The following is a 22,390-nucleotide window of genomic DNA, read 5'->3' as shown; positions in this document are numbered from 1 at the left end:
TACTAGGTGGCCGCGCCCTGGTCGCGGGCGGCGGTCACGGCGGCCTGGTGGACGGCTTCCGCCGCGCTCTCGGAGGTCGCGGGTACGGGGCTGCCGGCCATGGTGTACCACTCGCGAATGGCATTGTGTTGCACGGTAACCAGTGCACGATTTTCCGAATCGGACCAATATGTCCGAATTGTCAGATCGCCGGACAGTATTCCCGCTTCTTCCGTACGGATTCCGTCGGGGCCCGTGGTCACGGCTGTGGTCCAGTTGAGATTCACCATTGCACTTCGCCTTGCTCTCGGAACTGCGAACTTCGCGCGGAAGTGTACGCGGCCGCTTCCGGATGTGTCTCGAGAATGTCTGCTGACCGCGCGTGAATTCGGTTGCGAGGACCCGGATTCAGAAATGCTTCGGACCATTCGGTATTTGGAGCTGGAATTACTCGATTCCGCCCGTCAGCAGGCGCGGTAGAAGTATCCGTCGGTGCCGCGCGGCACCAGTGCGCGGTCCCGAATGACCGTGGAAGCCGCTCGATTCGGTTGCGTGCAGACGCTGTCGAGGGGTGCGGGCAGGTTGTCGAGGTATTCGATGTCGATGACGGATCGGCCGTAAACCGCGGTGCAGCGGTCGCATTCCCCGAAGCGCAGGCATTCCTCGGCGACGGCGAAATCGAAACCCGCTTGCTGCCTGCCGGTTTCGCCGAGTTCGGCCGAGTTCTTCTGTCCGACAGCCAGACCGGCGTTGTGTGCGGACTTCGCGAGGACCGTCGCCAGCCGCAGATTGTTCGCCGCGGTGAGCGCGCCGCGCGAACGGGTGTAGGAGTCGAGGTTGTCGAATTCCACCGCGGTGAACCCTTTCTGGGCACAGGTGGCGATGACCTTTCGGAGGATATCGGCGAGGCGGCCGCGTTTCGTCGCCGTGGAGGTATCGAGAATCAGCTCGTCGGGCCAATTCTCATCGATCAGGGGTGCGCCGTTCCGGTCGGAAAGGACCAGGTCGGGCCGGTCGCGCAACCATGCTTCCCGGTGCCCGGGCTGGGTCTGGAAGGCGTTGACATAACAAATGTTGTACAAGCCCTCGGCGGGGGTCGCCGTACTGTCGCGGGTGACGATCTTCGTGCCCGGTGCCGGCGCGTACGGGCCGCCCAACTGGTAGTCGGCCACCCCGCCCGCCGGAAAGCCCGGCGTGCCGGGCGAGTTGGGCGAGTTGGGTGCGGTCGAGCATCCGGCGGTGATCAACGCCCCGGCGATCGCCAGTTGCAGAGATCGTCGGAGGAACGGGGTAATCGCGGGATGCTCGGTCACTCGCACAGTCTGTGCGCGGCTGTGTGAGGCAACGATGAGGAGCCGCGGTGACCGGATCTCGCTATCCGCGGATGGGGAGTCCGTCCACGCGGGAGTCATTGCTCTGGCAGACCCGGCGGCCCCCGTCGTACTTGATCTTGCCGCCGCGTGAGGACGTGCAATCCTCCGCGCTGACCGTGGCGGGCCGGGCGTGCGCCTGGGCCGCGAACGCCGGAGCGGTCATGCTCAGCGCCACGGCAATCGAACCGGCGATCAAACGAGACTTGTGCACTCCCTGCCTCCGAGTCTTCCAGTCGGAACCTTCCATGCCGGGCCGATTATGCCGAAGAGGAACCCCTTCGGGTCACTTCCTGCCGCCGCGACACGCCGTCCCGATATCCGGCAGCCCAGTGGGCGAATCGACGGCCGTGCGCTATCGCGTGGCAATTCCGTTGGCGCACTGGGGAAAATCTCTGGATAGCTATTGCCTACCGGGTGTGATCCACTGCATACTCTCCAATCAACACGAGTTGATTGGATCCGAGAATATGGTGACGCGGCGCGATGTGGCGCAGCTGGCGGGCACGTCAGAGGCCATGGTGAGCTATGTGCTCAACGACGGGCCGAGGGGAGTGGCGCCGGCGACGCGGGCCCGGATCGTCGCGGCCATCGAGGAATTGGGATATCGGCCCAATGCGGTGGCGCGGTCGTTGAAGACGTCCCGGACGATGACGCTGGGGCTGGTGGTTCCGGACAACTCGAATCCCTTCTTCGCCGAACTCGCCAGGGCCGTCGAGGATGTCGCGTTCGAGGCCGGGTATTCGCTGCTGCTCGGCAATGCCATGGACGATGATGCGCGGGAGTCGACCCACATCCGTGCCCTCATCGATCGGCAGGTGGACGGACTGATCGTGGCTCCGGCGCACGGGGCCGGCAGTTGGATCGCCGAACTGTCGGGGACGACGATGCCGCGGTTGATCCTCGATCGGGAACTCGAACTGCCGGGTGCCACCCATGTGCTCGTCGACAATGAGGGTGGCGCGTATCAGGCCACCAGACATCTACTCGCCCACGGACTTACGCGGATCGGCTGCATCGCCGGTCTCGACGGCATCCATCCGACCGTGGACCGGGTGGCCGGCTGGCGGCGCGCGCTCACCGAGGCCGGTCGGGTGCCCGCGCCGGAGATGCTGGTGCACACCGCGTTCGGGCGGGCCGAAGGCTATCGCACGGGTCGTGCCCTGTTGCTGGGCCCGGACCGTCCGGAGGCGCTGTTCGTCGCCAGTGACGAGCAGGCGCTGGGTGTGCTGCGTGCCGCCGCCGAGGTCGGGTTGCGGATTCCCGAGGATCTCGCGATCTGCGCCTTCGACGGCATCGAAGGCAGCGCCTACACGGTGCCCGCACTCACCACGATGCGCCAGCCGTTCGAGAGTCTGGGACGTTCGGCCGTCGAATGGTTGCTGGCCAAGATCGCCGATCGGGACCTCGCCCCCAGCCGAATCGTGCACGAAACGACCCTGGTCGCCCGCGGATCGTGCGGTTGCCCGGATCCGCTCGGCGGCGACTCGGCCATCCAGGATCGCACCTGATTACCGCTAGTCGAAAGTAGGTACACCCCACATGCGCACCAGGACAGTTTTCGCCGCGGTGCTCGCGGCGGCGGCCACGGTCACGCTCTCCGCCTGCGGCCAGGAGCAGACGACCGCCGGCCCGGCCACCGCGACCGGTGGCAAGCCCACGGTTTGCCTGATCATGAAATCCCTTGCCAACGAATACTTTCAGCAGATGCAGACGGGCGCGAAAGCGCATGTCGACCAGCTCGGCACGCTCAGTCTGCAAGCGGCGGGCATCCAGAACGAAACCGATGTCGACGGTCAGATCGCCCTGGTCGACAAGTGCATCACGCAGGGGGTGCAAGCCATCGTGATCGCACCCGCGGATTCCAAGGCGCTGGTGCAATCGGTGGTGAAGGCCGATAAGGCGGGCATCAAGGTCGTCAACATCGACGTGGCCCTCGATCCCGACGCGTTGAAGGCCGCCGGTGTGGAGGTGCCGCTGGTCGGACCCGACAATCGCGCCGGGGCCAAACAGGTCGGTGACGTCCTCGCCAAGGCGGTCGGGCCGGCCGGGAAAGTCGTGATCCTGGAAGGCAATCCGGGCGCGGACAACGCGCTGCAACGCAAGAACGGATTCAACGATACCATCGCCGAGTCGAAGCTGAACCTGCTCGACTCCAAGACCGCCCACTGGGAAACCGACGAGGCGTACACGGTATTCGGCAATATGCTCACCGCGCACCCCGACATTCAGGGCGTGATGGCGTCCAACGACTCGATGGCGCTCGGCGCGATCAAGGTCATTCAGGAACGCAAGGCCGCCGTGAAAGTCGTGACCATCGACAATATTCCGGCCGTCAAGCCCTACCTGCAGAGCGGGCCGGTGCTGGCCACTCTCGACCAGTTCGGCTCCGAACAGGCCGGCGACGGCATCGATGTGGCTATGAAACTCATCGGCGGCCAGTCCGTCACCGGCTGGCAGAAGACCCGGATGACCGTCGTGACTGCCGGGTCCTGACGGCTCCGGACACGCCGGGGTGGGTGTTGACGGCTCCCGCCCCGGCGTGCCCTCGAACTCTGTGGGAGCAGCAATGAACTCCGAATCCGATGCGCTGCTGCGCATCACGGGACTGGTCAAACGCTACCCGGGCGTGACGGCACTGGACGGCGTCGATCTCGCGGTGACGGCCGGTGAGATCCATGTGCTGATCGGCGAGAACGGCGCGGGCAAATCGACCCTCGTGAAATGCCTTGCGGGCGTGGAACAACCGGACGCGGGGACGATGACGCTCGGCGATGTCGAGCATCGACCGGCCGGGGCCGCCGCCGGGCTGCGGGCCGGAATCCGGGTCGTGCACCAGGAACTGGCATTGCTGCCCGGGCTGACGGTGGCCGAGAACCTCTTCCTGCAACGGTTGCCACGGCGGTTCGGGGTGGTCGACCGTCGTGAAATGCGCAGGCGCGCAGCGGCTCTGCTCGCCCGGATCGGTCTCGACGTGTCGCCGGACCTGCCGGTGGGGCGGCTGGGCATCGCGCAGATGCAGTTGATCGAGATCGCGAAGGCGCTGTCGAGCGAATGCCGTTTGCTGATCATGGACGAGCCGACCGCGACGCTCACACCGCGCGAAACCGCCACCCTGTTCACCGTGATGCGCCAACTGAAGGCGGAAGGGGTGGCGATCATCTTCATCTCCCATCACCTCGACGAGATCTTCGAGATCGGCGATCGAGTCACGGTGCTGCGCAACGGAACCAGCGTCGCCGCCCGTGCCGTCGCCGACCTGACGATTCCCGAACTCGTCCGCATGATGGTCGGTCGCGACCTGGCCGCGGAGTACCCGCCGGTCACCGCGCGCCCCGTCTGGCCGGAACTGCTGGAGGTCAGCGATCTCGCCGTCACCACGCGCGCGCCCGCGATCTCGCTGACCGTGCGCGCGGGTGAGGTGGTGGGCGTCGCAGGGCTCGTCGGATCCGGTCGCACCGAGGCGATGCGGGCGATCTTCGGAGCCGACCGCCCGGCCGCGGGCACCGTGCGGGTTCGTGGACGGGCCGTGCGCATCCGGAGCCCGCGGGACGCGGTCCGGCACGGCATCAGCTTCCTGACCGAGGACCGCAAGGCCCAAGGGCTGGTGCTGGATCTGTCGATCGCGGCCAACCTCAGCCTGGCCGGTCTGGACCGGGTCAGCGGGGCGGGGCTGCTGCGTCGTGCCGTCGAAATCGCGAGCGCCACAGCGCTGTCGGGCACCCTGCGGATCAAATCCAGTGGTCCCGAGCAGCTGGTGCGTTCGCTGTCGGGCGGCAATCAGCAGAAGGTGGTGCTCGGGCGCTGGCTGGCCGTCGACGCCGACCTGCTCATCGTCGACGAACCGACCCGCGGCATCGATGTCGGGGCGCGCTACGAGATCCATCAACTCCTGCTGGATCTGGCCGGGGCGGGCAAGGGCGTGCTCGTGGTGTCCTCCGACCTGCCGGAACTGCTCGGCATCTGTGATCGGATCCTGGTCTTCTCGGCCGGGCGGATCGCCGGTGAGGTGGCGCGGGCCGATTTCGACGCCGCGCGCATCCTCCATCTCGCCTACTCCGGATACGTGAAGAACGGTAGTGCAGCATGACTTCGATCAGCTTGGGGCGGGCCAATACTCGCACCGGACAGGCGCTGAGCCAGGTGCTCGGCGAGGCGGGCATCGGGGTGGCGCTGGTCGCGCTGGCGGGCTTCTTCCTCGCCGCCGCACCGCATTTCGCCACCACCGGCAATGTCCGCGACATCATGACCCAGATCACCCTCAACACCATCCTCGCGGTCGGCATGACCTTCGTGATCCTGGTGGGCGGCATCGACCTGTCGGTGGGGTCGGTGATCGCGCTGTGCGCGGTGGTGGCGGGCAAGGCCATGGAGAACGGCACCTCCTCGGCGATTCCGCTCGCCATCGCGGTCAGCATGGCGATCGGCGCCACCTGCGGCCTGATCAGCGGCTTCGTCACCGAACGTTGGCGGGTGCCGTCGTTCATCGTCACCCTCGGCATGCTCTACGTCGCCCGCGGCACCGCCGAGCAGTACACCGGCGCCCGCACCATCTACAGCCTGCCCAAGGCGCTCACCAACTTCGGCACCGCCACCGTCGCCGGCGTGCCCGCCGTGTTCGCGGCCGCACTCCTGATCGTCGCCCTCGCCTGGTTCGTGCTGTCGCGCACCGTCTTCGGCCGCCTGGTCTACGCCACCGGCAACAACGAGGAGGCAGTACGACTGTCCGGCCACCGAACCGGCCTGATCAAGGTCATCTGCTTCGTAATCGGCGGCCTCTGCGTCGGCGTCGCGGCCGTCGTCTACATGGCCCGCCTAGGCGTCGCCAGCCCCATCCTCGGCCAGGGCTACGAACTCAACGCCATCGCCGCCGTAGTCATCGGCGGCGCCAGCCTCTCCGGCGGCCGCGGCTCCGTAATCGGCACCCTCCTAGGCGCCTGCCTACTAGGCGTCCTAACCAACGGCCTACTCCTCATGGGCGTCTCCGACTTCCAACGCATGATCGTCACCGGCGCAGTAATCATCATCGCCGTCATCCTCGACGCCTACCGCAAACGCCTCACAACACACCTATCCAGCACCACCTGACCACCTGACCGCCTGAACCCGCACCGACTCGAGTGCGTTCGTGGTTCGGTCGGCCTCCCTCAGGCAGCCAGACTCTGATTGCTACTTCGTAGTCAGCCTTCGACGACACGGCGCAAGGCCGAGATGTTGAAGTCTTCGTTCGAGTTCTGGATCCAGGAATCGATATCGAGCTCGGTCGGATCTTCCACCCTGACACCGTGACTCAGCGCTGCGGATACTTGCTCCGCGACCAACTCATAGGCACGAAAAGGCACGGGCCACGCGACCAATCGATGCCAGTTGACCGACTGCCCTTCGACTGGAGCAGCCCAACTGTGATGCTGCAGAAAGGCTTCGACTTGCTCGGGCATCCGCCATTCCTCGGTGAGCTGTTCGTTGTGAACAACTTCGCACCACAACACGGGCGTATCCACATAGAAGCGGGCATACCGGCCGTTTGCGGCATTGAGCACCAGATACGACTCGGAGGGCATACACGACAACGCCAATGCCAGTCCCGCGGAAAACTTCTGCCACGAAGTGTCGAGGCATATTGCGTTCATCTCGGTACCTTCGGCTCACCAGTTGCCGGCCAAGTATCGTGCTTCGCCATCGGCGGTCTCTTGCGACTCCTGACTGATCAGACTCAGGACGATCGTGTTGTAGACAATCTTCAGCTGGATCCACACCAGCGGACGTTCCCAACTCATCATCGCCGATTCCCCCGGCGCTACCCGGGTGGGACTACCCATCGCCGGAAACAACCCATTACCAACGGCCGCGAAGCCATCCACCAGGGGCCGCCGCCGCTGTGCCCACGAGATGGACGGGTCGATCTCGTCGCTCACGAGCACCGACACCTCATCGAACATCCGCTTTTGCCGATCCGCCGACGCATAAGGGCGTTGTACTCGGAGATCCGTGCGCAAGTCCGTGCGGTACTCGGTGGATTCGCCGAGGTCCCATCCAGCGGCATCACAGAATCCGGGAAGGTCTTTGTCCAGATACCAGGTCCAGTCGAACTCGGCTGCCAGGCGCGCAGTTCGAATCGCGCCTTCAACATCGACCTGCAAGGTGGGTACTTCCTTCAACGCTGGACTGATTGTGTACTAACCCGAATCGGCGGGCCGTGAGCAACTCTGCTCGCCGGGCCATCGATGTGGTTCACGGGAACGTATCCGATCGACCCGACAGCACGCACGCTCATGCCACTGATCGCTCGGTCCAGGGCAGCTGCGACGCCCAACGATGAACGCACTGATCTGCATCCGATGCCTGCGGACTCCTCTCAGGCCTGCCTCCCGGCAAGCCATCTCGGTCGTCACCTACCCCTACAGCCCCACGACCCGCACTGAGCTCAGTGCGCGCGCCCTCAACCTCGCGATCCACCAGTGCCGGAATCAGTTTCGCGACCATCCCGACCGCCGGGCCGGCTATCTGCACTACGGGCCGTAGCGGGACTGGAAAACGCTGAAATTCGGTGAACGTCGATGGGCCCGTGCAGATGCCGGAGTTCACTATCCTGGTTGTCTGAAGGGTTGCACGATGAAGGGGGCGCGAGCAATGTCGATCGCCGAAAGCTCCGGAGTGGGGACTACGCCGGTCTCGGTCGCACTCCAACTGGATGATGGCGGGACCAGGAAGTACTTCGGTGCGCCGAGCCGAATCTCCTTCGGCGCCTTGCAGATGCGCGGCTGGCAGATCTACCCGGTGCGGCAGGGGCCTGGGGAGTTCGAGGGTCAGGACGCGTATCTGGTGAAGATCAACTTCGATCTGATGCTGGAGGCCGAAGTTCCGAGTCCGTCGTGGTTCGAGATCGGATTCGCGCTGTCGGTCGCGGATGCGGACGCGGTGGTCATCGATGCGATTCCGCAGTACGTGCTCGAACCGCAGCCGGAGAGATCCTTCGCGCTCAACCGTTATCTCGCCTTCGTCCCCGGCGACGACGTGAAACTGCCTGCGACACTACCGATCGTGGATCTGTTCGGTCTCGGAGGACCGGAGGTTCGCTGGCGCTACACAACGACGGGCACCGGTGGTGTGCGCCCCGGCAACTACACGTGCTGGACCACCATCGCGGTCCCCTCGGGGTGCCCGGAACTGACCGTCGATATTCACGCCCGGTTCGACCTGGGTGTCGCGTCCGAGTACGCGCGCATCTACACCCCGGCATCCGAGCCGGCCAGAGTCGTTCTGGCACTGCGGGAATCGACCCCGTACGCCGGACAACTCGACCCGCTCAGCGATTCCGGATCGGCTCCGAACAGTCCTCATGTGCCGCGGGTATTCATCTCCTACACCCACGACGACCGCGACCACAGCATGGCAGTCCTGCGTTTCGGTGAATTCCTCGCCGCGGATTGCGGTTTCGATGTGCACATGGACCGTTGGGACCTGGATGTGCGGCGCGACTGGTATCTGTGGGCGATCGAGCAGATCACCGCCGCTGATTTCGTCGTGATCATCGCCTCGCCGGGCTGCAAGCGGGTTGCCGACGGACTGGTCGGCAACGAGGAGAACCGTGGCATGCAATCGGAGATGTCGATCCTGATGGACCGGTTGAACTATGACCGTGAGACCTGGCGGCGCAAGCTCCTGCCGGTCGTGCTCCTGCCCGACCGCTCCATCGCGGAGATCCCGCTGTTCCTGCAGCCCGGCATCGGCGATTACTACCTGGTTTCCGATCTGAGCATCAAAGGCGCGGAGGATCTGCTGCGCGTGATCACCCGCAGCCCCGTCAACGCGCCGCCCCGGCGAAATCCCACGGTGGTGGTACTGCCGACCCGTCCTGCAGGATCGTGACCAGGAGCCGACCGTGCCCGCCGCCATCATCACCGCCAGCGCGAGCATCATCGTCGCCGTACTGGCCTTCCTGCTCAACCAACGCGGGCAACTGGTGCAGGAACAGCGCCGGGCCCGCCTCGAACGAATCAGCAGTCAACTCTGTGATCTCTACGGGCCACTGCACGCCTGGGTCGAGGTGAACGAGCGCATCTGGGAAGCACTGCGCGCCACGCACCTGCCTACCGAACACGACCGGCGCCCCGACGCCGACTCACCGATCTGGCGAGAATGGCGCGATCACGCGCTGCTACCCGCCAACCGCAAAATGCGTGACCTCATCGTCGAACGCGCCGACCTCCTCTCCGAAACCGGTGTGCCCGAACCACTCCTGACCTTCTGCGCCCACGTCAGCGCCCTCGAGGTCACCGTCAAATCCAGCCCCCCGACCTACCAGCGCACCCTCATTCGCCACCCCGGTTCCGACTACATCACCCACGTCCGCGAAACCTTCGCCGCCCTCAAAGCCGAACAACACCGCCTCCTCGACTCGACGACTCACTCCTGACCCGGCGAGCATGGGCGGCCATGTCCCATAGTCCATGCACCTGGCCACACCAGGTGCGAAACGGCGGGAGCCGTCGAGGCAAGCACCCAACGATCAGCCGATGACCGCGCGTACCCACCACGAGTGGGTTCTCGTCGACACCGGCGCACCGCAATTGCGGCTGCGGGAATTCACGGTGACTGCCGTCGAACCGTTCGCGCCCGCCACCGCCGAGGCAGCCCTCGCCGGCTATTCGAGCGCGGCCGGAATGTTGGGTTCTGGATGATGAAGCCCAGCTGCGACCTACTCTGACTCAGAGAGACTCGAGGAGTTGTGGGGGCCGGTTGGATCGAGACGATGCGCCGCAGCACATCGATCGGCGCGCCCTGCAAGCAAAACTCGCATTGGTGGTCGCGCGGGCGATGACGGTCGAGGGCGCCGCTGCGGACGTGCTCGAATCCGACCTCCTGGTAGCGGCTCGATCGCTCGGTGCCACACTGCTGCCCGAGGACGGCGACTCTCGCTTCCTGCTGGGCGCATTCCACTGGTACCGATACCTCGCTGTGCCGTCGAGCCTGCAGCGCGGCGAGCTGTCGATCGCCGTCAGCATGCTGGTCCCGGTTTTCCTCGGCCGGGCACGTTTGGAGATGATCGGGGAGAACCTGCTGCCGACGCTTGCCGATAACCTATCGCCGACAGCCTTTGGGCTGCTCGAACAGATGTCGGTGTCGTCGGATCACGACTTCGCCGATGTCGTGGTTCGGCTGTGGCAGGGCATAGTGGCCGTGACTCCCGCTGACGATGTCAACCATGTGGTGCGGCTGTCCAATCTCGGTGCGGCACTGAGAGTTCGCTTCGAGCGGGCCGGCGCGCTGGCCGACCTGGACGAGGCGGTGCGGGTAGGGCGGCGCGCGGTCGAGGCGCCCTCCGATCATCCGAATCGTGGAGCGTGCCTGGCGAACCTCGCGGGCACGTTCGGGACTCGGTTCACGCGTACCGGTGTGATGGCCGATCTCGATTCAGCTATCGACTACGGCCGCAAGGCAGTCGGCACGGCAGAGCCCGGCGATCCGGACCTTGCCGGCTGGTTGTCGAATCTCGGGGTATTCCTCGAGATTCGATTCGAGCGGATCGGGATGTCGGCCGATATCGACGAGGCAGTGCAGATGGCGCGGTCTGCCCTCGAGATCACCTCGATGGCGGACCCGAACCGGGGTGGTCGTCTGTCGAGCCTCGGGAATGCCCTGCGCATCCGATTCGAGTACAGCGACAGTCTCGATGACCTGGATGAATCCATTCGGGCGCATGAAGAAGCGGTGGCCGCGGGGCCGCCGGACGGACCGTACCGGGGCCTGCGATTATCGAATCTCGCCAGCGCGCATCGAGCCAGGTTCGAGCGCCAGGGCCGGTTGGATGATCTGGATGAATCGATCGAACTGAACCGTGCCGCCGCGGTCGCGATGGCGGACGAGAACCCGGACAGACCCCGTGTGTTGTCCAATCTCGGTAATGCGTTGAGAATTCGATTCCAGCACAACGGGATCCAGCAGGATCTGGAGGAAGCAGTCCGCGTGGGCAGGTCTGCGGTCGAGGTAACTCCGGCCGATCACGCCGCCCTGCGATCGCGGCTGTCGAATCTCGGAAGTGTGTTGCGTATCCGGTTCCAGCACTTGGGCACTCTCACCGATCTGAACGAATCCATTCGCGCCGCCCGTGATGTCGTGGCTTTGACTCCACCCGACCATGCCGACCTGCGTAGATACCTGTCCAACCTCGGAAATATGCTGTTGATCCGGTATGAGCGCACCGACGCGGTCGAGGATCTGGACGAATCGATCGAGCTGGGCCGTCATGCCCTCGGCCTGACTCCACTCCATCATCCGGATCAGCCGGGAATGCGATCGAGTCTGGCAGGCGTGCTGGAAACGCGGTTCGGGCGCGCCGGTGAGTTGGCCGACCTCGACGAGGCGGTGGATCTGCGCCGGTCCACCGTCGAGGCCAGCGAACCGGGCCACGCCGACCGCGCGCACTATCTCTCTCACCTCGGCGACGCCCTGCGGCAACGATTCGAAAAGACTGGGCTTGCAGCCGATTTGGACGAATCCATCCGGCTGGGTCGCGCGGCGGTGGAGATGACCGGCATCGACGAGGCCTCCCGTGGGTCGCGGCTGTTGGCACTCGGGGTGGCGCTGCGCGCGCTGTGCGATGTGACAGGCAGACCAGCCGATCTCGCCGAGGCCGGCACCGCGCTCGAACAAGCGGCGACGGCGACGCAGGCCAGACCTTCGGTGCGGATGGTCGCGGCGCGCATCGGTGCTGACCTGTTCGCATCCTCGCAGCCGAATCGTGCTGCCCGGTTGATCGAGACCGCGGTCGGGCTGCTGGCTCAGGTTGCCCCGCGACAGCTGCAACGATCCGACCAGCAGTTCGCCTTGGCCCGTCATGCGGGGCTCGCAGCGGATGCGGCTGCACTCGCACTCGCCGACCCGGAGACTCCGCAGCACGAAAGAGCCCTGCGGGCAGTGCAATTGATGGAAGCCGGTCGTGGCGTACTGCTCAGTCAGGCGTTGCAGGTTCGAAGCGATCTGACCGATCTGGCAAAGGTGCAGCCGGATCTCGCCTCGAGCTTCATTCGGTTGCGCGAGCGGCTCGATCAGCCGGCCGAACTATGGCTGGACGAGCACCCCGTGGACGCTCGGCAGACGTTGGTGGCCGAGTTCGAGGAGTTACTCGCCCGCATACGGGCGCATGACGGGTTCGCCTCGTTCGCGCTGCCGCCCAAGAGCCAGGAGTTGGTTGCTCAGGCCCAGCAGGGGCCGATCGTCGTGTTCAACATCAGTAGTCACCGCAGCGATGCCATCCTGCTCACGGCGGAACAGATCACCAGCGTGGCGTTGCCCGGGCTGCAACTGACAACGGTCATCGATCGGATCTCTGCGTTTCGTACTGCCCTGGATTCCGCTCAAACCAGCACCAGCTGGGTGGCGAGGGCAGCCGGCGAGGCCGAACTGAGTCGCACTCTGGAATGGTTGTGGGATCACGCGACCGGTCCGGTACTGAATGCCTTGGGCTATCACCAGCGGATCGCGCCCGACCGTGCCGCACCACGAGTCTGGTGGATTACCGGGGGACTGCTCAGTCTTCTGCCGATGCATGCTGCCGGCTATCACCACACGCGGGTAGACCCCGACGCCCGTACCGTGATCGATCGGGTGACCTCGTCCTACACACCGACCATCGCCGCACTACGCCATGCTCGCCGTCGCGATTTCGGGACCGGCTCCGGCGTTGAGGGTGGATCGCTGATCGTTGCGATGCCCACGACACCGGGCATCAGCGCGCACCTCCGTTACGCGCTCGACGAGGCTCGTCTCGTGGCCGGCCGACTTCCGGACACGGTGACTCTCGTCGAGGCCGAGGCCGGAACATCCACGGCGGCAAGCGGTCCGCTGACCACTCCGACGCGAGCCAACGTGTTGGCATTGCTGGAAACACGCTCGATCGCCCACTTCGTCTGCCACGGTCGGAGCGACGCCGAGGACCCCTCCCGCAGCGGTCTGCTGCTGCACGACCACACCTCGATCCCCTTCACCGTCGCGGCGTTGACCCCGCTCGATCTCGATCATGCTCGGCTGGCTTATCTTTCGGCCTGCGAGACCGGACTCTCCACCGCCGTCCGCTTGCTCGACGAGGCCATCCACCTCGGCTCGGCCTTCCAGCTCGCCGGATACCCTCACGTCATCTGCACCTTGTGGCGGGTGAACGATCGAGTCGCACTGGATGTATCCGACGTTTTCTATCGAGAACTCACTTCCGCAGCCAATCCCGATCCCGCTCGCGCTCTTCATCATGCCGTTCGTGCAGTCCGCGACGCCTACCTCCCGCGGCCATCACTCTGGGCCGCTCACCTGCACACGGGGGCGTGACGGTTCCCCGGGGTCTGTGCTGATCGCGGGCACACTTGAACAGTGCTCGATCTCGAGGTAGGTGGCTGAGGTGTGACGAATGGATTGTTGAATCGGTTGGTGGACAATGGATTAGGTAGGGTCGCTCCCGCGAGGGCGGAGGGGCTGACACTGCCGGCGGGTTCGGAACCGCTGATCGACGTCATCGCTGCGGGTTCACGGGTGCGGCGTGAGTTCTTCGGGATGCGCGTCAAGCCGAACACGATCATCAACATGAAAAGTGTTCTGTGCCAGGAGGATTGCGGCTACTGCTCGCAGCGCCGCGGTTCGCAGTCCGAGGTACCTCTGCCTCGTCGCCAGTGGCTGCGGGCCCGGTGAACGCGACATCGTCCGGATCGAAAACACCATCGCCGCAATCAAAGCCGACAACCCGAACGTCGAGATCTGCGCGACCCCACCTTCGCCGACCGGGCGGACACCCTTGCGCGCGCCGGCCCCGCCGGGTTGTCTCCGTGTTCCGGCGCGATTTTCGGTATGGGCGAGTCCGATGAGGACATCGTCGATGTGGCCATCGCCCTGCGGGAACTCGACCCGGACTCGGTCCCGATGAACTTCCTTATCCCGTTCGAGAGAACCCCACTGGGTGACCGGTGGGAACTGCAGATCAGCGGTGGTTCCAAGACCGTTGTGTGATGATGGCTGATAGCAAATCGCGTGTGGCTGTTGGTGAATGGGGGAGGAGCGGGGATGACAGCACGGATTCGGTTGGTGGGTGGGAACGCTCAGTCGGAGCTGACTGATCTGATGGCTTGGCTATCGCGCGAGGACGAGTTCCGCGGCCGAGTATCTGTGGAGCAACCGGTGGTGCGGCCCGGGGACATGGGCGCGGTCGTGGATGTGCTGGTAGTCGCGGTCGGGGCACAGGGATTGGGTGCGGCGTTGGCGGCGTCGCTGACGGTGTGGATCAAGCACCGTCGCCCCTCGGCGGAGATCGAGATCACCCGCGGTGCGCATCGCAGCGTGACGATCACGGTGACCGATCTGCCGGCTCCCGAGGTGGCCGAGCTGCTGCGGAAAGCACTCGAGGGCTAGGGTGCGGTTACCCGATGCAGCCAGGTCACGGGCGCTGCTGCTGGGAACCAGTTCCTACGCTGACACCGACCTTCCCGATCTTCCGGCGGTGCGCAACAACCTGACAGCACTTGCCGAGATCTTCACCAGTTCGTGGGCGACCGCGCTGGCCCCGGAACATTGTGTGGTGCTTCCCGATTTGTCCGACCGGGGCGTCATCGGCGCGGCGCTGAACGAGGTTGCCGGGCAGGCCGAGGATCTGCTGCTGGTCTACTACGCCGGTCACGGCTTGGTCGGCGTGGACGGCGCCCTGTATTTGGCCTTGCCCGACACTCGCAGCGATCGGGAGATGGTGTCGTGGACGGCGCTGCCGTTCGAGCTGTTCCGCAGCCGACTCGCCCATGCTCGGGCCGATAATCGGGTCCTCATCCTGGATTGCTGCTTCTCCGGTCGGGCAATCGGTCTCATGACCGATGTCAGCTCGGCGGTATCGGGTCAGATCAGCGTGGCGGGCGCCTGCACGTTGACCTCGTCGCCGGCCAACCGCCCATCCATGGCTCCGGACTCGGCCGAATACACCGCCTACACCGGTGAACTGGTGGCGTTGCTGCGTCACGGTCCCACCGACCCCGACGTCGAGTTGCTGACCCTCACCGCGATACACGAACACCTGGAAAAGGTGTTGCCTGCCAAGGGATATCCGCGGCCCGAACAACGCAATACCCGTACGGTCGGGCGCCTGGCATTGGCTCGCAGGCCCGATGGGACGCCGCCTCCGCCTCCGCCGCCGCCTCCGCCGCCGCCTCCGCCGCCGCCCGAGCCCGTCGTCGAGGTGGGCCCGGGATGGGGCTGGGTGCGGGTCGACTTCCCGTGGTCGAGCCAAGTCTCGCTACACCACAAGGCAGCGTTGAATTGGGCGCCGTCGTCGGGTCCTGACGACCGCAGATTCGCTGTCCATGCCTCGGCGGAGGCGGCCTACGCCGACCTGGTCGACTGGGTATCCACGGAGGAGAGCAGCAACGGCGACCAGCGAGAACTGCTCCAGCATCTCCGACACGTGGACCGAAGTCGCCAGATGATTGCGTGCTGCTCACACGAAACGGTTTCTCCCGAGGTGAATCCGAATTTCGCACCGCCGGCGGTGGTGTACTGCGTGTACTACGTCCACGAGGGCATCGACGCCCGAGCCGCCGGCCGGCGGTTCTTCATGGACTGGCGGCGGACGATGGTCGAGATTTCCCCCGGATCAGGCCGGTGCATCTGGTATCGAAGGCTGTCCGAGGGCTGGAACCTGCATACCGTGCCGCTGGCATGACAAAGACTTGTAGGGACTGAATCATCGCCTCCCCATGGCGTATCTGGCGACCGCACCTTCGAGCCGTACCGCGATTTCGTCGGCACTCAATCCTTCGAAACTGCCGACCGCAATCGCCGTGGCGAGTGCGTCGTCCTGATACCGATCGAGGTCGAGGCCCGCGATGTTCGTGCGGCCCAGACGCGGCTGACCGTCGCCGGTTTGATCGACGATGAATCTGGCCATCAGGGGGATATCGGTGCCCTGCATGGCCGCACCGCTGAAACCCGCAACGCCGCGCAGATATCGCTCGACGGCCAGTCGGTGTTCGGTGCCGGTGAATCGGTATTCGATGAGGTTGCGGAAGAACGCGTACGCCACGCCGCGGTAGGCAGGCCCGGCGTCCCGGATCAGCGCGGCGACCGAGGCGTCCCAGCGGCCTTCGATCATCAGTGCCCTCAGCGCTTGATACGCGGCTCGGATCTCGGGACTGATCGAGCCCTCGTGACCGCCTGCCTGTGCGGCCTCGAGGATGGCGCCCATCGCGGCGATCTGGGGTGAGCCGCTGGAACCTGGCGGGCCGCTGGGCTTTCCGCCGTCGGTCGGGCGCAGGTTCTCGAGCCAGCGGGCCGATACGCCGTCGGTCGCCTTGCGGGTGGACCCGGCCTCATCGCCCCCATGGATCGGATACACGACGAAGACGAAGAAGCGCTCGATCAGAAGGACGGCACCTACGACGGTCGGGTGGGGTTCCCTGAAGTCGGAGGGCTCCGAGAACATCAGGGACCCTGATTTCGCCCGGGACTCCGCTTCCTGCTGATTCGGCCAAGCGTATTTCGAAGTGTGCCACTCGAACGGAGAGCCCGGCGCTCCGTCGAGTTGGGTATAGGCGATGCCCCACGTCGTACCGGATTCAGGCATGAAATCCCCCGTTGTGGTGTCGATGAGACCGATCGGCGACGCTCGAGAGCGCCGCCCTGGAGTTCGGAAAGTGTTCTGTCACACCTTCTCCGGTCGGCAATCGCAATCAATGGTAGCTATCGGCGGCGGGTCCGGTTGATCAATGCCGAGCCGGCGACAGCCGTGATGAGACCACCAACAGCGGTGGAGACCAGAAGAACCAGGCACCCGCTGCTGCCCGCCGTGGCAAGCGGTTTCGCCTGCACTTCCCGCCTCTCCATCTCCATCATCACCGCGGCGAGGCGGTTTCCGGATGCCAGCGCGGCATCGAGGCAGGTCTCCATGTACAGCTCGTATCGACTACCGAGCAAGCCCTGTAGCAACCGAACCGCCTCGGCGGATCCGCCGCGATACTCCCTGGCGGACCAGTCGGCCAGGACATGTGGTGTGAACCGCGAGTCGGCGCCGGATGCCGCCATAATCTGTTGCGACAGCACAGCTCCGATCTCCCACGGCGTCGTACCCGTGTGGTACCTGAAGATCGCGCTGCCGGCCTTGCGGCCATCGACGATTCGCTGCATCTCGACATTGCAGACATTGCCGGGCACACCATCAACCGAGGTAATGCGCACGCCATCCCCTGCGGCGAGCGCTGCGAGCAGTACGGGAGCATTCGACATGAAACCAGTCTGGCAAAGCGCTCATAATCCGGCAAGGAGATCGAAAACGTCAGTGAGGGCGAAAGCGCTTGTGCGATAAAGCATTCAAAACGAGGACTCGGTGGGCTGGAAAACGACCGCCGAACTCAGATCTCAGAAGTTGTCCGTGAACCTCTGAGCTTATGACTGTCGGCGAACACCACAAATTTCGTCCCGAACGCCGAAACCTGATGTGGCGTCAGTATCGTAATCGCGCCCAGCACTGAGCATTTCGATGGCTGATCACCGAGGTGGAGGCGGAGCGGCCGCACTACTCTGGATGTTCGATACGTTGGCCAGACGAGGGGAGATCCGGGCGATGTCGGTTGAGAGTCCATTTGGTGGGGAAGTGCCGGTTACGGTTCAGCTTTCGCTTGATGACGGTGGCTCGCGCGACGCGCGCGCGGCTTCGGATTTGATTGCGTTCGGTGCTCTTCGTATGCGGGGCTGGCAGATTCATCCTGTGCAGCCGCGTCCGGAGACGTTCCGGAGTCAGGACGCGTATCTGATCAAGATGAACTATGACCTGATGCTGGAGCCCGGAGTGCCGGGTCCGGCCTGGTTCGAGATCGGGATCGAACTGTCGGCGGCCGACGATGGGCGCGTGGCCGTCGTGGACGCGATTCCGGGGTATGTGCTGGAACCGCAGGAACCGGCTGCCTATGCGCTGGATCGGTTCCTGACGTTCGTGCCCGGCACGGATGTGCGGTTGCCGGCGACGCGCCCGACGGTGGATCTGTTCGGTGTCGGCGGCACCGAGGTGCGCTGGCGACACATGGCTTCGACGGCGGCCGGGGTGCGAGCCGGGTCGTACACCGCGTGGGCGAGCCTCGTGGTGCCGACGGGCTGTGCGGAATTGGAGGTCGCGATCGACGCCCGGTTCGACCTGGTGATCGGTTCGTCGGACGCGCGGCTGCACGAGCCGGCCGCCGAACCGGTGAAAGTAGTGGTGAAACTGGCAGATACGGTGTCCTCCGGTCAGGAACCGGTGCAGGCCAACGGATCCGGCGGTTCTGTGCCGCCCCGCGTACGCGGCGTGGCGGGCCGCCCGTCGCGCGCGCCCCGGGTGTTCGTCTCCTACACACACGACGATCACGACCACACCGATGCGGTCCTGCGGTTCAGCGAATTTCTGGCCAGGCAGTGCGGATTGGACGTGCACATGGACCGCTGGGAACTCGATCGGCGGCGCAATTGGTTCCGGTGGGCCATCGACCAGATCACCGCCGCGGATTTCGTCCTGGTCATCGCCTCGCCGGACTGCAAGCGCGTCGGGGACGGGCCGGTCGAGAACCTCACGAATCGCGGTATGCAGTCGGAGATGTCGGTGCTGATGGATCGATTGCACACCGACCGGGCGGCCTGGGAACGCAAACTGCTGCCCGTCGTGCTGCCCGGACGGTCGGTCGAGGAGATCCCGCTGTTCCTGCTGCCGGGCATCGCCGACTACTACATCGTGTCCGAGCTGACGGTCGAGGGAGCCGAGGACTTGCTCCGGGTGATCACTGCGCAGCCACCGTACGAACGACCGGAACCCAATTCCTCGCCGCCGCATCTGCCCACTCGACCGATCTGATCAGCCGGGTGAGGTGGGCGCGTCCGGGGCCGCCGAACCGGGCTGCGGATCGACCAGACCGACGGTGAACGGGGGACTGTCCGCGCCCGCCGAAACTCGGATCCGAGTTCCGGGCGCGGGCTCGTTCTCGATGATCCATCGATTCAGCGGCCGCCGGACCCACTGTTCGAGCAGCGGGCTGTGGATCTCGCGTGCGCCCAGGCGCGCGCCCTCGCGGGCCAGGTGCTCGGACACGGCCGCTTGGATGGCGGGCTGGTCGAATTCCAGTTCATAGCCGCGTGCGGTGGCCGAATTGCCCAGCTGCGTCAGGAATTTCGCCACGATCCGGTTGATGACCTCTTGGCGCAGGACATCGAACACGACGATGCCGCCGCCGAGCCGGCCGAGCAGTTCCGGTCGCCCGAGCTGCTCGGAAAGATACTGCGTCACAGCCGCTTCGAAGTGTTCGCGGATCTCCTCGTACTCGGGCGGCTCGGTGGCCGAACCGCCGACGCCGTCGAGGGTGTCGGAGCCGAGATTCGAGGTGAAGATGACGATCGACTGCGAGAAATGCGCGGTCCGCCCCTGGCCGTCGGTGAGGCGGCCGTCATCGATGATCTGCAGGAACTTGTCGAAGATTCGCGGATGAGCCTTCTCGATCTCGTCGAACAACACGACGCTGAAGGGGCGCTCCAGAATCCAATTGGTCAGCGTGCCGCCGTTCTCATGCCCGACGTACCCGGGCGGCGCACCGGTCAGCCGCTCACTGGAGTGGTCCTGGTTGTACTCGCTCATATCGAATCGGCGCAGGGCGGATTCGTCGTCGAAGACCAATTCCGCTATCGCCTTCGCGAGTTCGGTCTTGCCCACACCGGTCGGGCCGACGAAGAAGAACACGCCCTTGGGCCGGGTCGCGGGTGCATCGGGGCCGGAGACGAAGTCGAGCCCGACCCGGGCATTGATGAGGACATCGGCCACGGCGCGCACCGCTACGTCCTGACCGATCACCCGATCCGCGATCCGCTTCTCCGCCCCGAGGATCTTCTGGCGATCCAACTGCTCCCAGGGATCGCTCTGCAGCCCGAACCGATGGCGCATCACCAGTCGGCGTGGCGAATTCGCGTCGATCCGGGTGAGCTGGGAGGTCGACCCGAGCGAGCCGATGTCCAGCAGCGTCATGCCCTCGCACAGGTTGCTCAGGGTGGTCGCGGCCCGATCGAGTTGCTCCCGGCTCAGCTCGTTGCTGCCCCAGTACCGTGGCAGATCGCGGCGCAGAAAGTCGGTGCGCTCCATCGTGTTCGGGCGGGGCACGTCGAGCGTGGACACGTTCGGGTTGTTCCGAAACACCCACTCCGGGATCACATTCAGCTGATTGGCCAGCAGAATGACGATATTGCGCAGCGGCATGCCGTCGCGGGTGCGGGTGTATCCGGCCTCGGTGATCATCTTGCGCAGGCAGGCCAGGTTCGCCTGATAGTGGTCGTCCATCGCGATGCCGCGGGCGAAGATCAGATCGGCCTGATCGATCACCACCGCGCAGGAACGCTCGGTCTGCAGCAGCAGGCTCCGCGTCGCCACCAGCAGATCGGTCGGGGTCCGGATCGCGGGATTGGTCGATGAGCGTGCCTGCGTACGCAATTGGCGTTCGGCGGCCGAGAGCTGCCTGGTACGACCCGAGTCGTCGGGGCTGGGAGGTTCGGGCGGTGGCGGGGCCGGTGCGGTGTCGAGCCGGGAGAGGATGAACGAGCGGCTCGCGGCATCGTGGAAGGCCAGACCGTCGATCAGGTCGTAGCGGGTCGTGACGGCATATCCCGCGACGGTCAGAAACTCCGGCAGCACGGCGGCGAGGGGACGGTATTCGTCGCCCCACAACACCAGGTCGTCGATATTGCCGTGCAGCACCAGATGTCGGTTGCGCCGCACCTCGTGATACATCCTGGTGAACCAGGCTGCGGCCGGTGCGGAGGCGGTCATGAGGTCGCCCGCGAATCCGGCGCGGACTCCGCCGACCGCAGCAGCCCGGCCGAACCCGGGGTTCGCGGACCCGCCGCGCCCTCGTCCCAGTGGATGTCGCCGGTGTCGAATCCGCCTTGGCGCAGTGCGGCATTCACCTGTTCGGCCACGGTCAGCAGGCTGTCGCACGCGCGATCGTCGAGCTCGACGTCCTCGTCTCCCGCACGCATATAGTTCACCCGATGCCGTTGCTGTGCGTCGTCGTGTACCGCGATGAGCAGCGGCTCGCCGCGGCGCGGCTGTGCCTGCACGGCGACGCTGCCGTCCTCGCCGAAGACCAGCGACGCGGGATCGACTGCGAAACCCAGATCCGGTAGCGCGGAGACGATTTCACGCAGCATCTCGCGCCGCTCGGTGGCACGGTCGATGGCATCGTCGACATCTTGTTCGACGCTCTCTATTCTCGCCGGCAACTGCCGGCTGAAAGCCAGTGCGGTGTCCACATCGCCGTCGTCGAGCAGGGCCTGGATTTCGTCGAGCACCTCGGTGGCGACGGCCAAGCCGCCGACTTCCAGGCCGGCCTTCTCCACGGCGTGCCACAGGTCGCGCAATCGAGCCCGCAATTCCGTCGTGGTGGCGGCTATTTCACGAATCTTCTCGGCGTGCGCGGCCACCGCGGCCGTCACCGTCGCGTGATGCGCGCGGACTGTCTCGGCGCAGACGTTCGTGGCCCGGGCGAGCTCCGCAGTGTCACCCTTGGTCAGTAGACCCTCCAGCGTCGCCACCGCGCGATCGGCGGCCAGGCGGCCCGCCGAGTCGAAGGTGGACCGGTCACTGATCCGGAGTTCGCCGAGCATCGAGCGAATCACCGTAAGTTGTTGCCGGCCCGTACTTCTGGTGCGCTGCACGGCGTTCGTGGCGACCGTCGCGCGCAACGCCTCGGCGTCGGTCACCGCGTGGTCGGCGCCGACCAGCGTACGCGGATCCCGAGCCGCGTCCAGCAACGCCCGAGCCTGATCGAGAGCCGCGCGCAACTGTGCGGATTCTGCCGCGTCGACACCGGGGAGGCTGTGCAGCGCGTTCGCCGCCGCGACGACCGCCGCGAGTCGTCGTGCCACGGCGGCACGTGCGGCCTCGAGCGCCTGCTGCGCGCGGCGCGCCTGCTCGGCCTGACGGATCTGTTCTCGCCGTCGGCGTTCGGCTTCGATCCGTTGGGCGTATTGCGCATTCGCGTGCACTGTACTGTATTTCGGAGATCCGCTCACGGCAC

General features: G+C 65.5%; 22 protein-coding genes. 13 read left to right on the top strand and 9 right to left on the bottom strand.

Translation table 11 applies throughout. The features are described from left to right. Positions 1 to 2 precede the first annotated feature (2 nt). The 3 genes from ACFXHA_RS03495 to ACFXHA_RS03485 form a co-directional block, all read right to left on the bottom strand. Complete coding sequence (locus tag ACFXHA_RS03495; protein WP_379352495.1) at positions 3 to 134, bottom strand: hypothetical protein; 132 nt, start codon at positions 132 to 134, stop codon at positions 3 to 5. Positions 135 to 443: 309 nt separating this feature from the next. After that, positions 444 to 1,292, bottom strand: coding sequence for an endo alpha-1,4 polygalactosaminidase (locus tag ACFXHA_RS03490; protein ID WP_379352493.1), 849 nt, complete (start codon positions 1,290 to 1,292; stop codon positions 444 to 446). A 61-nt stretch (positions 1,293 to 1,353) separates the two neighbouring features. After that, a complete protein-coding gene (locus tag ACFXHA_RS03485; RefSeq protein ID WP_379352491.1) occupies positions 1,354 to 1,563 on the bottom strand; it encodes a hypothetical protein in 210 nt (69 codons plus the stop codon). A 256-nt stretch (positions 1,564 to 1,819) separates the two neighbouring features. Between ACFXHA_RS03485 and ACFXHA_RS03480 the strand changes: the two genes are divergently transcribed. The 4 genes from ACFXHA_RS03480 to ACFXHA_RS03465 all read left to right on the top strand — a co-directional run bounded on the left by ACFXHA_RS03480 (position 1,820) and on the right by ACFXHA_RS03465 (position 6,437). Then, positions 1,820 to 2,860 carry a LacI family DNA-binding transcriptional regulator gene (locus tag ACFXHA_RS03480; RefSeq protein ID WP_379352489.1) on the top strand — a complete coding sequence of 347 codons (1,041 nt, stop codon included), beginning with the start codon at positions 1,820 to 1,822 and terminating at the stop codon, positions 2,858 to 2,860. A gap of 31 nt (positions 2,861 to 2,891) precedes the next feature. Further along, complete coding sequence (locus tag ACFXHA_RS03475; protein WP_379352488.1) at positions 2,892 to 3,845, top strand: sugar ABC transporter substrate-binding protein; 954 nt, start codon at positions 2,892 to 2,894, stop codon at positions 3,843 to 3,845. Positions 3,846 to 3,918: 73 nt separating this feature from the next. Then, entirely contained in the window at positions 3,919 to 5,439 is a 1,521-nt protein-coding gene (locus ACFXHA_RS03470) for a sugar ABC transporter ATP-binding protein (protein WP_379352486.1), read from the top strand. After that, positions 5,436 to 6,437, top strand: coding sequence for an ABC transporter permease (locus ACFXHA_RS03465; protein WP_379352484.1), 1,002 nt, complete (start codon positions 5,436 to 5,438; stop codon positions 6,435 to 6,437). Before ACFXHA_RS03470 ends, ACFXHA_RS03465 begins: the two co-directional genes overlap by 4 nt. Before the next feature lie 92 nt (positions 6,438 to 6,529). Here ACFXHA_RS03465 and ACFXHA_RS03460 read toward each other — a convergent pair whose 3' ends face one another. Together ACFXHA_RS03460 and ACFXHA_RS03455 are read right to left on the bottom strand one after the other, a co-directional pair. After that, positions 6,530 to 6,979 (bottom strand): hypothetical protein, encoded by a 450-nt coding sequence (locus tag ACFXHA_RS03460; RefSeq protein ID WP_379352482.1) that lies wholly within the window; start codon positions 6,977 to 6,979, stop codon positions 6,530 to 6,532. 15 nt (positions 6,980 to 6,994) lie between these two features. After that, a complete protein-coding gene (locus ACFXHA_RS03455) occupies positions 6,995 to 7,507 on the bottom strand; it encodes a DUF6301 family protein (protein ID WP_379352481.1) in 513 nt (170 codons plus the stop codon). Positions 7,508 to 7,979: 472 nt separating this feature from the next. Here ACFXHA_RS03455 and ACFXHA_RS03450 point away from each other — a divergent pair, with 472 nt between their 5' ends. From ACFXHA_RS03450 to ACFXHA_RS03415, 8 genes are all read left to right on the top strand, one after another. Further along, complete coding sequence (locus tag ACFXHA_RS03450) at positions 7,980 to 9,218, top strand: SEFIR domain-containing protein (protein ID WP_379352479.1); 1,239 nt, start codon at positions 7,980 to 7,982, stop codon at positions 9,216 to 9,218. Positions 9,219 to 9,231: 13 nt separating this feature from the next. Continuing rightward, complete coding sequence (locus tag ACFXHA_RS03445; RefSeq protein WP_379352477.1) at positions 9,232 to 9,765, top strand: hypothetical protein; 534 nt, start codon at positions 9,232 to 9,234, stop codon at positions 9,763 to 9,765. A gap of 100 nt (positions 9,766 to 9,865) precedes the next feature. After that, a complete protein-coding gene (locus tag ACFXHA_RS03440; RefSeq protein ID WP_379352475.1) occupies positions 9,866 to 10,030 on the top strand; it encodes a hypothetical protein in 165 nt (54 codons plus the stop codon). Positions 10,031 to 10,088: 58 nt separating this feature from the next. Continuing rightward, entirely contained in the window at positions 10,089 to 13,670 is a 3,582-nt protein-coding gene (locus ACFXHA_RS03435) for a CHAT domain-containing protein (RefSeq protein WP_379352473.1), read from the top strand. Between the two features lie 72 nt (positions 13,671 to 13,742). Beyond that, the gene (locus ACFXHA_RS03430; protein WP_379352471.1) at positions 13,743 to 14,027 is read left to right on the top strand and encodes a hypothetical protein; all 285 of its coding nucleotides are present in this window, start codon (positions 13,743 to 13,745) and stop codon (positions 14,025 to 14,027) included. A gap of 156 nt (positions 14,028 to 14,183) precedes the next feature. Continuing rightward, positions 14,184 to 14,342, top strand: a complete 159-nt coding sequence (locus tag ACFXHA_RS03425) for a hypothetical protein (RefSeq protein ID WP_379352469.1) — start codon at positions 14,184 to 14,186, stop codon at positions 14,340 to 14,342. A 54-nt stretch (positions 14,343 to 14,396) separates the two neighbouring features. Further along, a complete protein-coding gene (locus tag ACFXHA_RS03420; RefSeq protein ID WP_379352467.1) occupies positions 14,397 to 14,741 on the top strand; it encodes a hypothetical protein in 345 nt (114 codons plus the stop codon). 1 nt (position 14,742) lies between these two features. Next, positions 14,743 to 16,035: a caspase domain-containing protein gene (locus ACFXHA_RS03415; protein ID WP_379352465.1), complete on the top strand. Its 1,293-nt coding sequence runs from the start codon at positions 14,743 to 14,745 to the stop codon at positions 16,033 to 16,035. 21 nt (positions 16,036 to 16,056) lie between these two features. Here ACFXHA_RS03415 and ACFXHA_RS03410 read toward each other — a convergent pair whose 3' ends face one another. Further along, complete coding sequence (locus ACFXHA_RS03410) at positions 16,057 to 16,794, bottom strand: hypothetical protein (RefSeq protein WP_379352463.1); 738 nt, start codon at positions 16,792 to 16,794, stop codon at positions 16,057 to 16,059. Between the two features lie 257 nt (positions 16,795 to 17,051). Then, the gene (locus ACFXHA_RS03405; protein ID WP_379352461.1) at positions 17,052 to 17,594 is read right to left on the bottom strand and encodes a hypothetical protein; all 543 of its coding nucleotides are present in this window, start codon (positions 17,592 to 17,594) and stop codon (positions 17,052 to 17,054) included. Between the two features lie 481 nt (positions 17,595 to 18,075). Here ACFXHA_RS03405 and ACFXHA_RS03400 point away from each other — a divergent pair, with 481 nt between their 5' ends. Continuing rightward, positions 18,076 to 19,188 carry an SEFIR domain-containing protein gene (locus ACFXHA_RS03400; RefSeq protein WP_379352459.1) on the top strand — a complete coding sequence of 371 codons (1,113 nt, stop codon included), beginning with the start codon at positions 18,076 to 18,078 and terminating at the stop codon, positions 19,186 to 19,188. On the opposite strand, the gene ACFXHA_RS03395 is transcribed toward ACFXHA_RS03400, so the two are convergent. Beyond that, the gene (locus tag ACFXHA_RS03395) at positions 19,189 to 21,141 is read right to left on the bottom strand and encodes an AAA family ATPase (protein ID WP_379352457.1); all 1,953 of its coding nucleotides are present in this window, start codon (positions 21,139 to 21,141) and stop codon (positions 19,189 to 19,191) included. Beyond that, the gene (locus ACFXHA_RS03390) at positions 21,138 to 22,385 is read right to left on the bottom strand and encodes a hypothetical protein (protein WP_379352455.1); all 1,248 of its coding nucleotides are present in this window, start codon (positions 22,383 to 22,385) and stop codon (positions 21,138 to 21,140) included. Before ACFXHA_RS03390 ends, ACFXHA_RS03395 begins: the two co-directional genes overlap by 4 nt. Positions 22,386 to 22,390 lie beyond the last annotated feature (5 nt).

The organism is Nocardia sp. NPDC059240, assembly GCF_042753865.1.
Classification (GTDB): domain Bacteria; phylum Actinomycetota; class Actinomycetes; order Mycobacteriales; family Mycobacteriaceae; genus Nocardia.
Note: the sequence above shows the minus strand (reverse complement) of the source record. Positions and strands in the feature narration are given on the sequence as shown.

Bases quoted from the DNA above. Each gene is read 5' to 3' on its own strand.
- ACFXHA_RS03465 (WP_379352484.1), top strand. From the start codon at position 5,436: ATGACTTCGATCAGCTTGGGGCGGGCCAATACTCGCACCGGACAGGCG.
- ACFXHA_RS03425 (WP_379352469.1), top strand. From the start codon at position 14,184: ATGGGCGAGTCCGATGAGGACATCGTCGATGTGGCCATCGCCCTGCGG.
- ACFXHA_RS03410 (WP_379352463.1), bottom strand. From the start codon at position 16,794: ATGTTCTCGGAGCCCTCCGACTTCAGGGAACCCCACCCGACCGTCGTA.
- ACFXHA_RS03475 (WP_379352488.1), top strand. From the start codon at position 2,892: ATGCGCACCAGGACAGTTTTCGCCGCGGTGCTCGCGGCGGCGGCCACG.
- ACFXHA_RS03450 (WP_379352479.1), top strand. From the start codon at position 7,980: ATGTCGATCGCCGAAAGCTCCGGAGTGGGGACTACGCCGGTCTCGGTC.
- ACFXHA_RS03460 (WP_379352482.1), bottom strand. From the start codon at position 6,979: ATGAACGCAATATGCCTCGACACTTCGTGGCAGAAGTTTTCCGCGGGA.
- ACFXHA_RS03440 (WP_379352475.1), top strand. From the start codon at position 9,866: ATGACCGCGCGTACCCACCACGAGTGGGTTCTCGTCGACACCGGCGCA.
- ACFXHA_RS03405 (WP_379352461.1), bottom strand. From the start codon at position 17,594: ATGTCGAATGCTCCCGTACTGCTCGCAGCGCTCGCCGCAGGGGATGGC.
- ACFXHA_RS03480 (WP_379352489.1), top strand. From the start codon at position 1,820: ATGGTGACGCGGCGCGATGTGGCGCAGCTGGCGGGCACGTCAGAGGCC.
- ACFXHA_RS03470 (WP_379352486.1), top strand. From the start codon at position 3,919: ATGAACTCCGAATCCGATGCGCTGCTGCGCATCACGGGACTGGTCAAA.
- ACFXHA_RS03395 (WP_379352457.1), bottom strand. From the start codon at position 21,141: ATGACCGCCTCCGCACCGGCCGCAGCCTGGTTCACCAGGATGTATCAC.
- ACFXHA_RS03420 (WP_379352467.1), top strand. From the start codon at position 14,397: ATGACAGCACGGATTCGGTTGGTGGGTGGGAACGCTCAGTCGGAGCTG.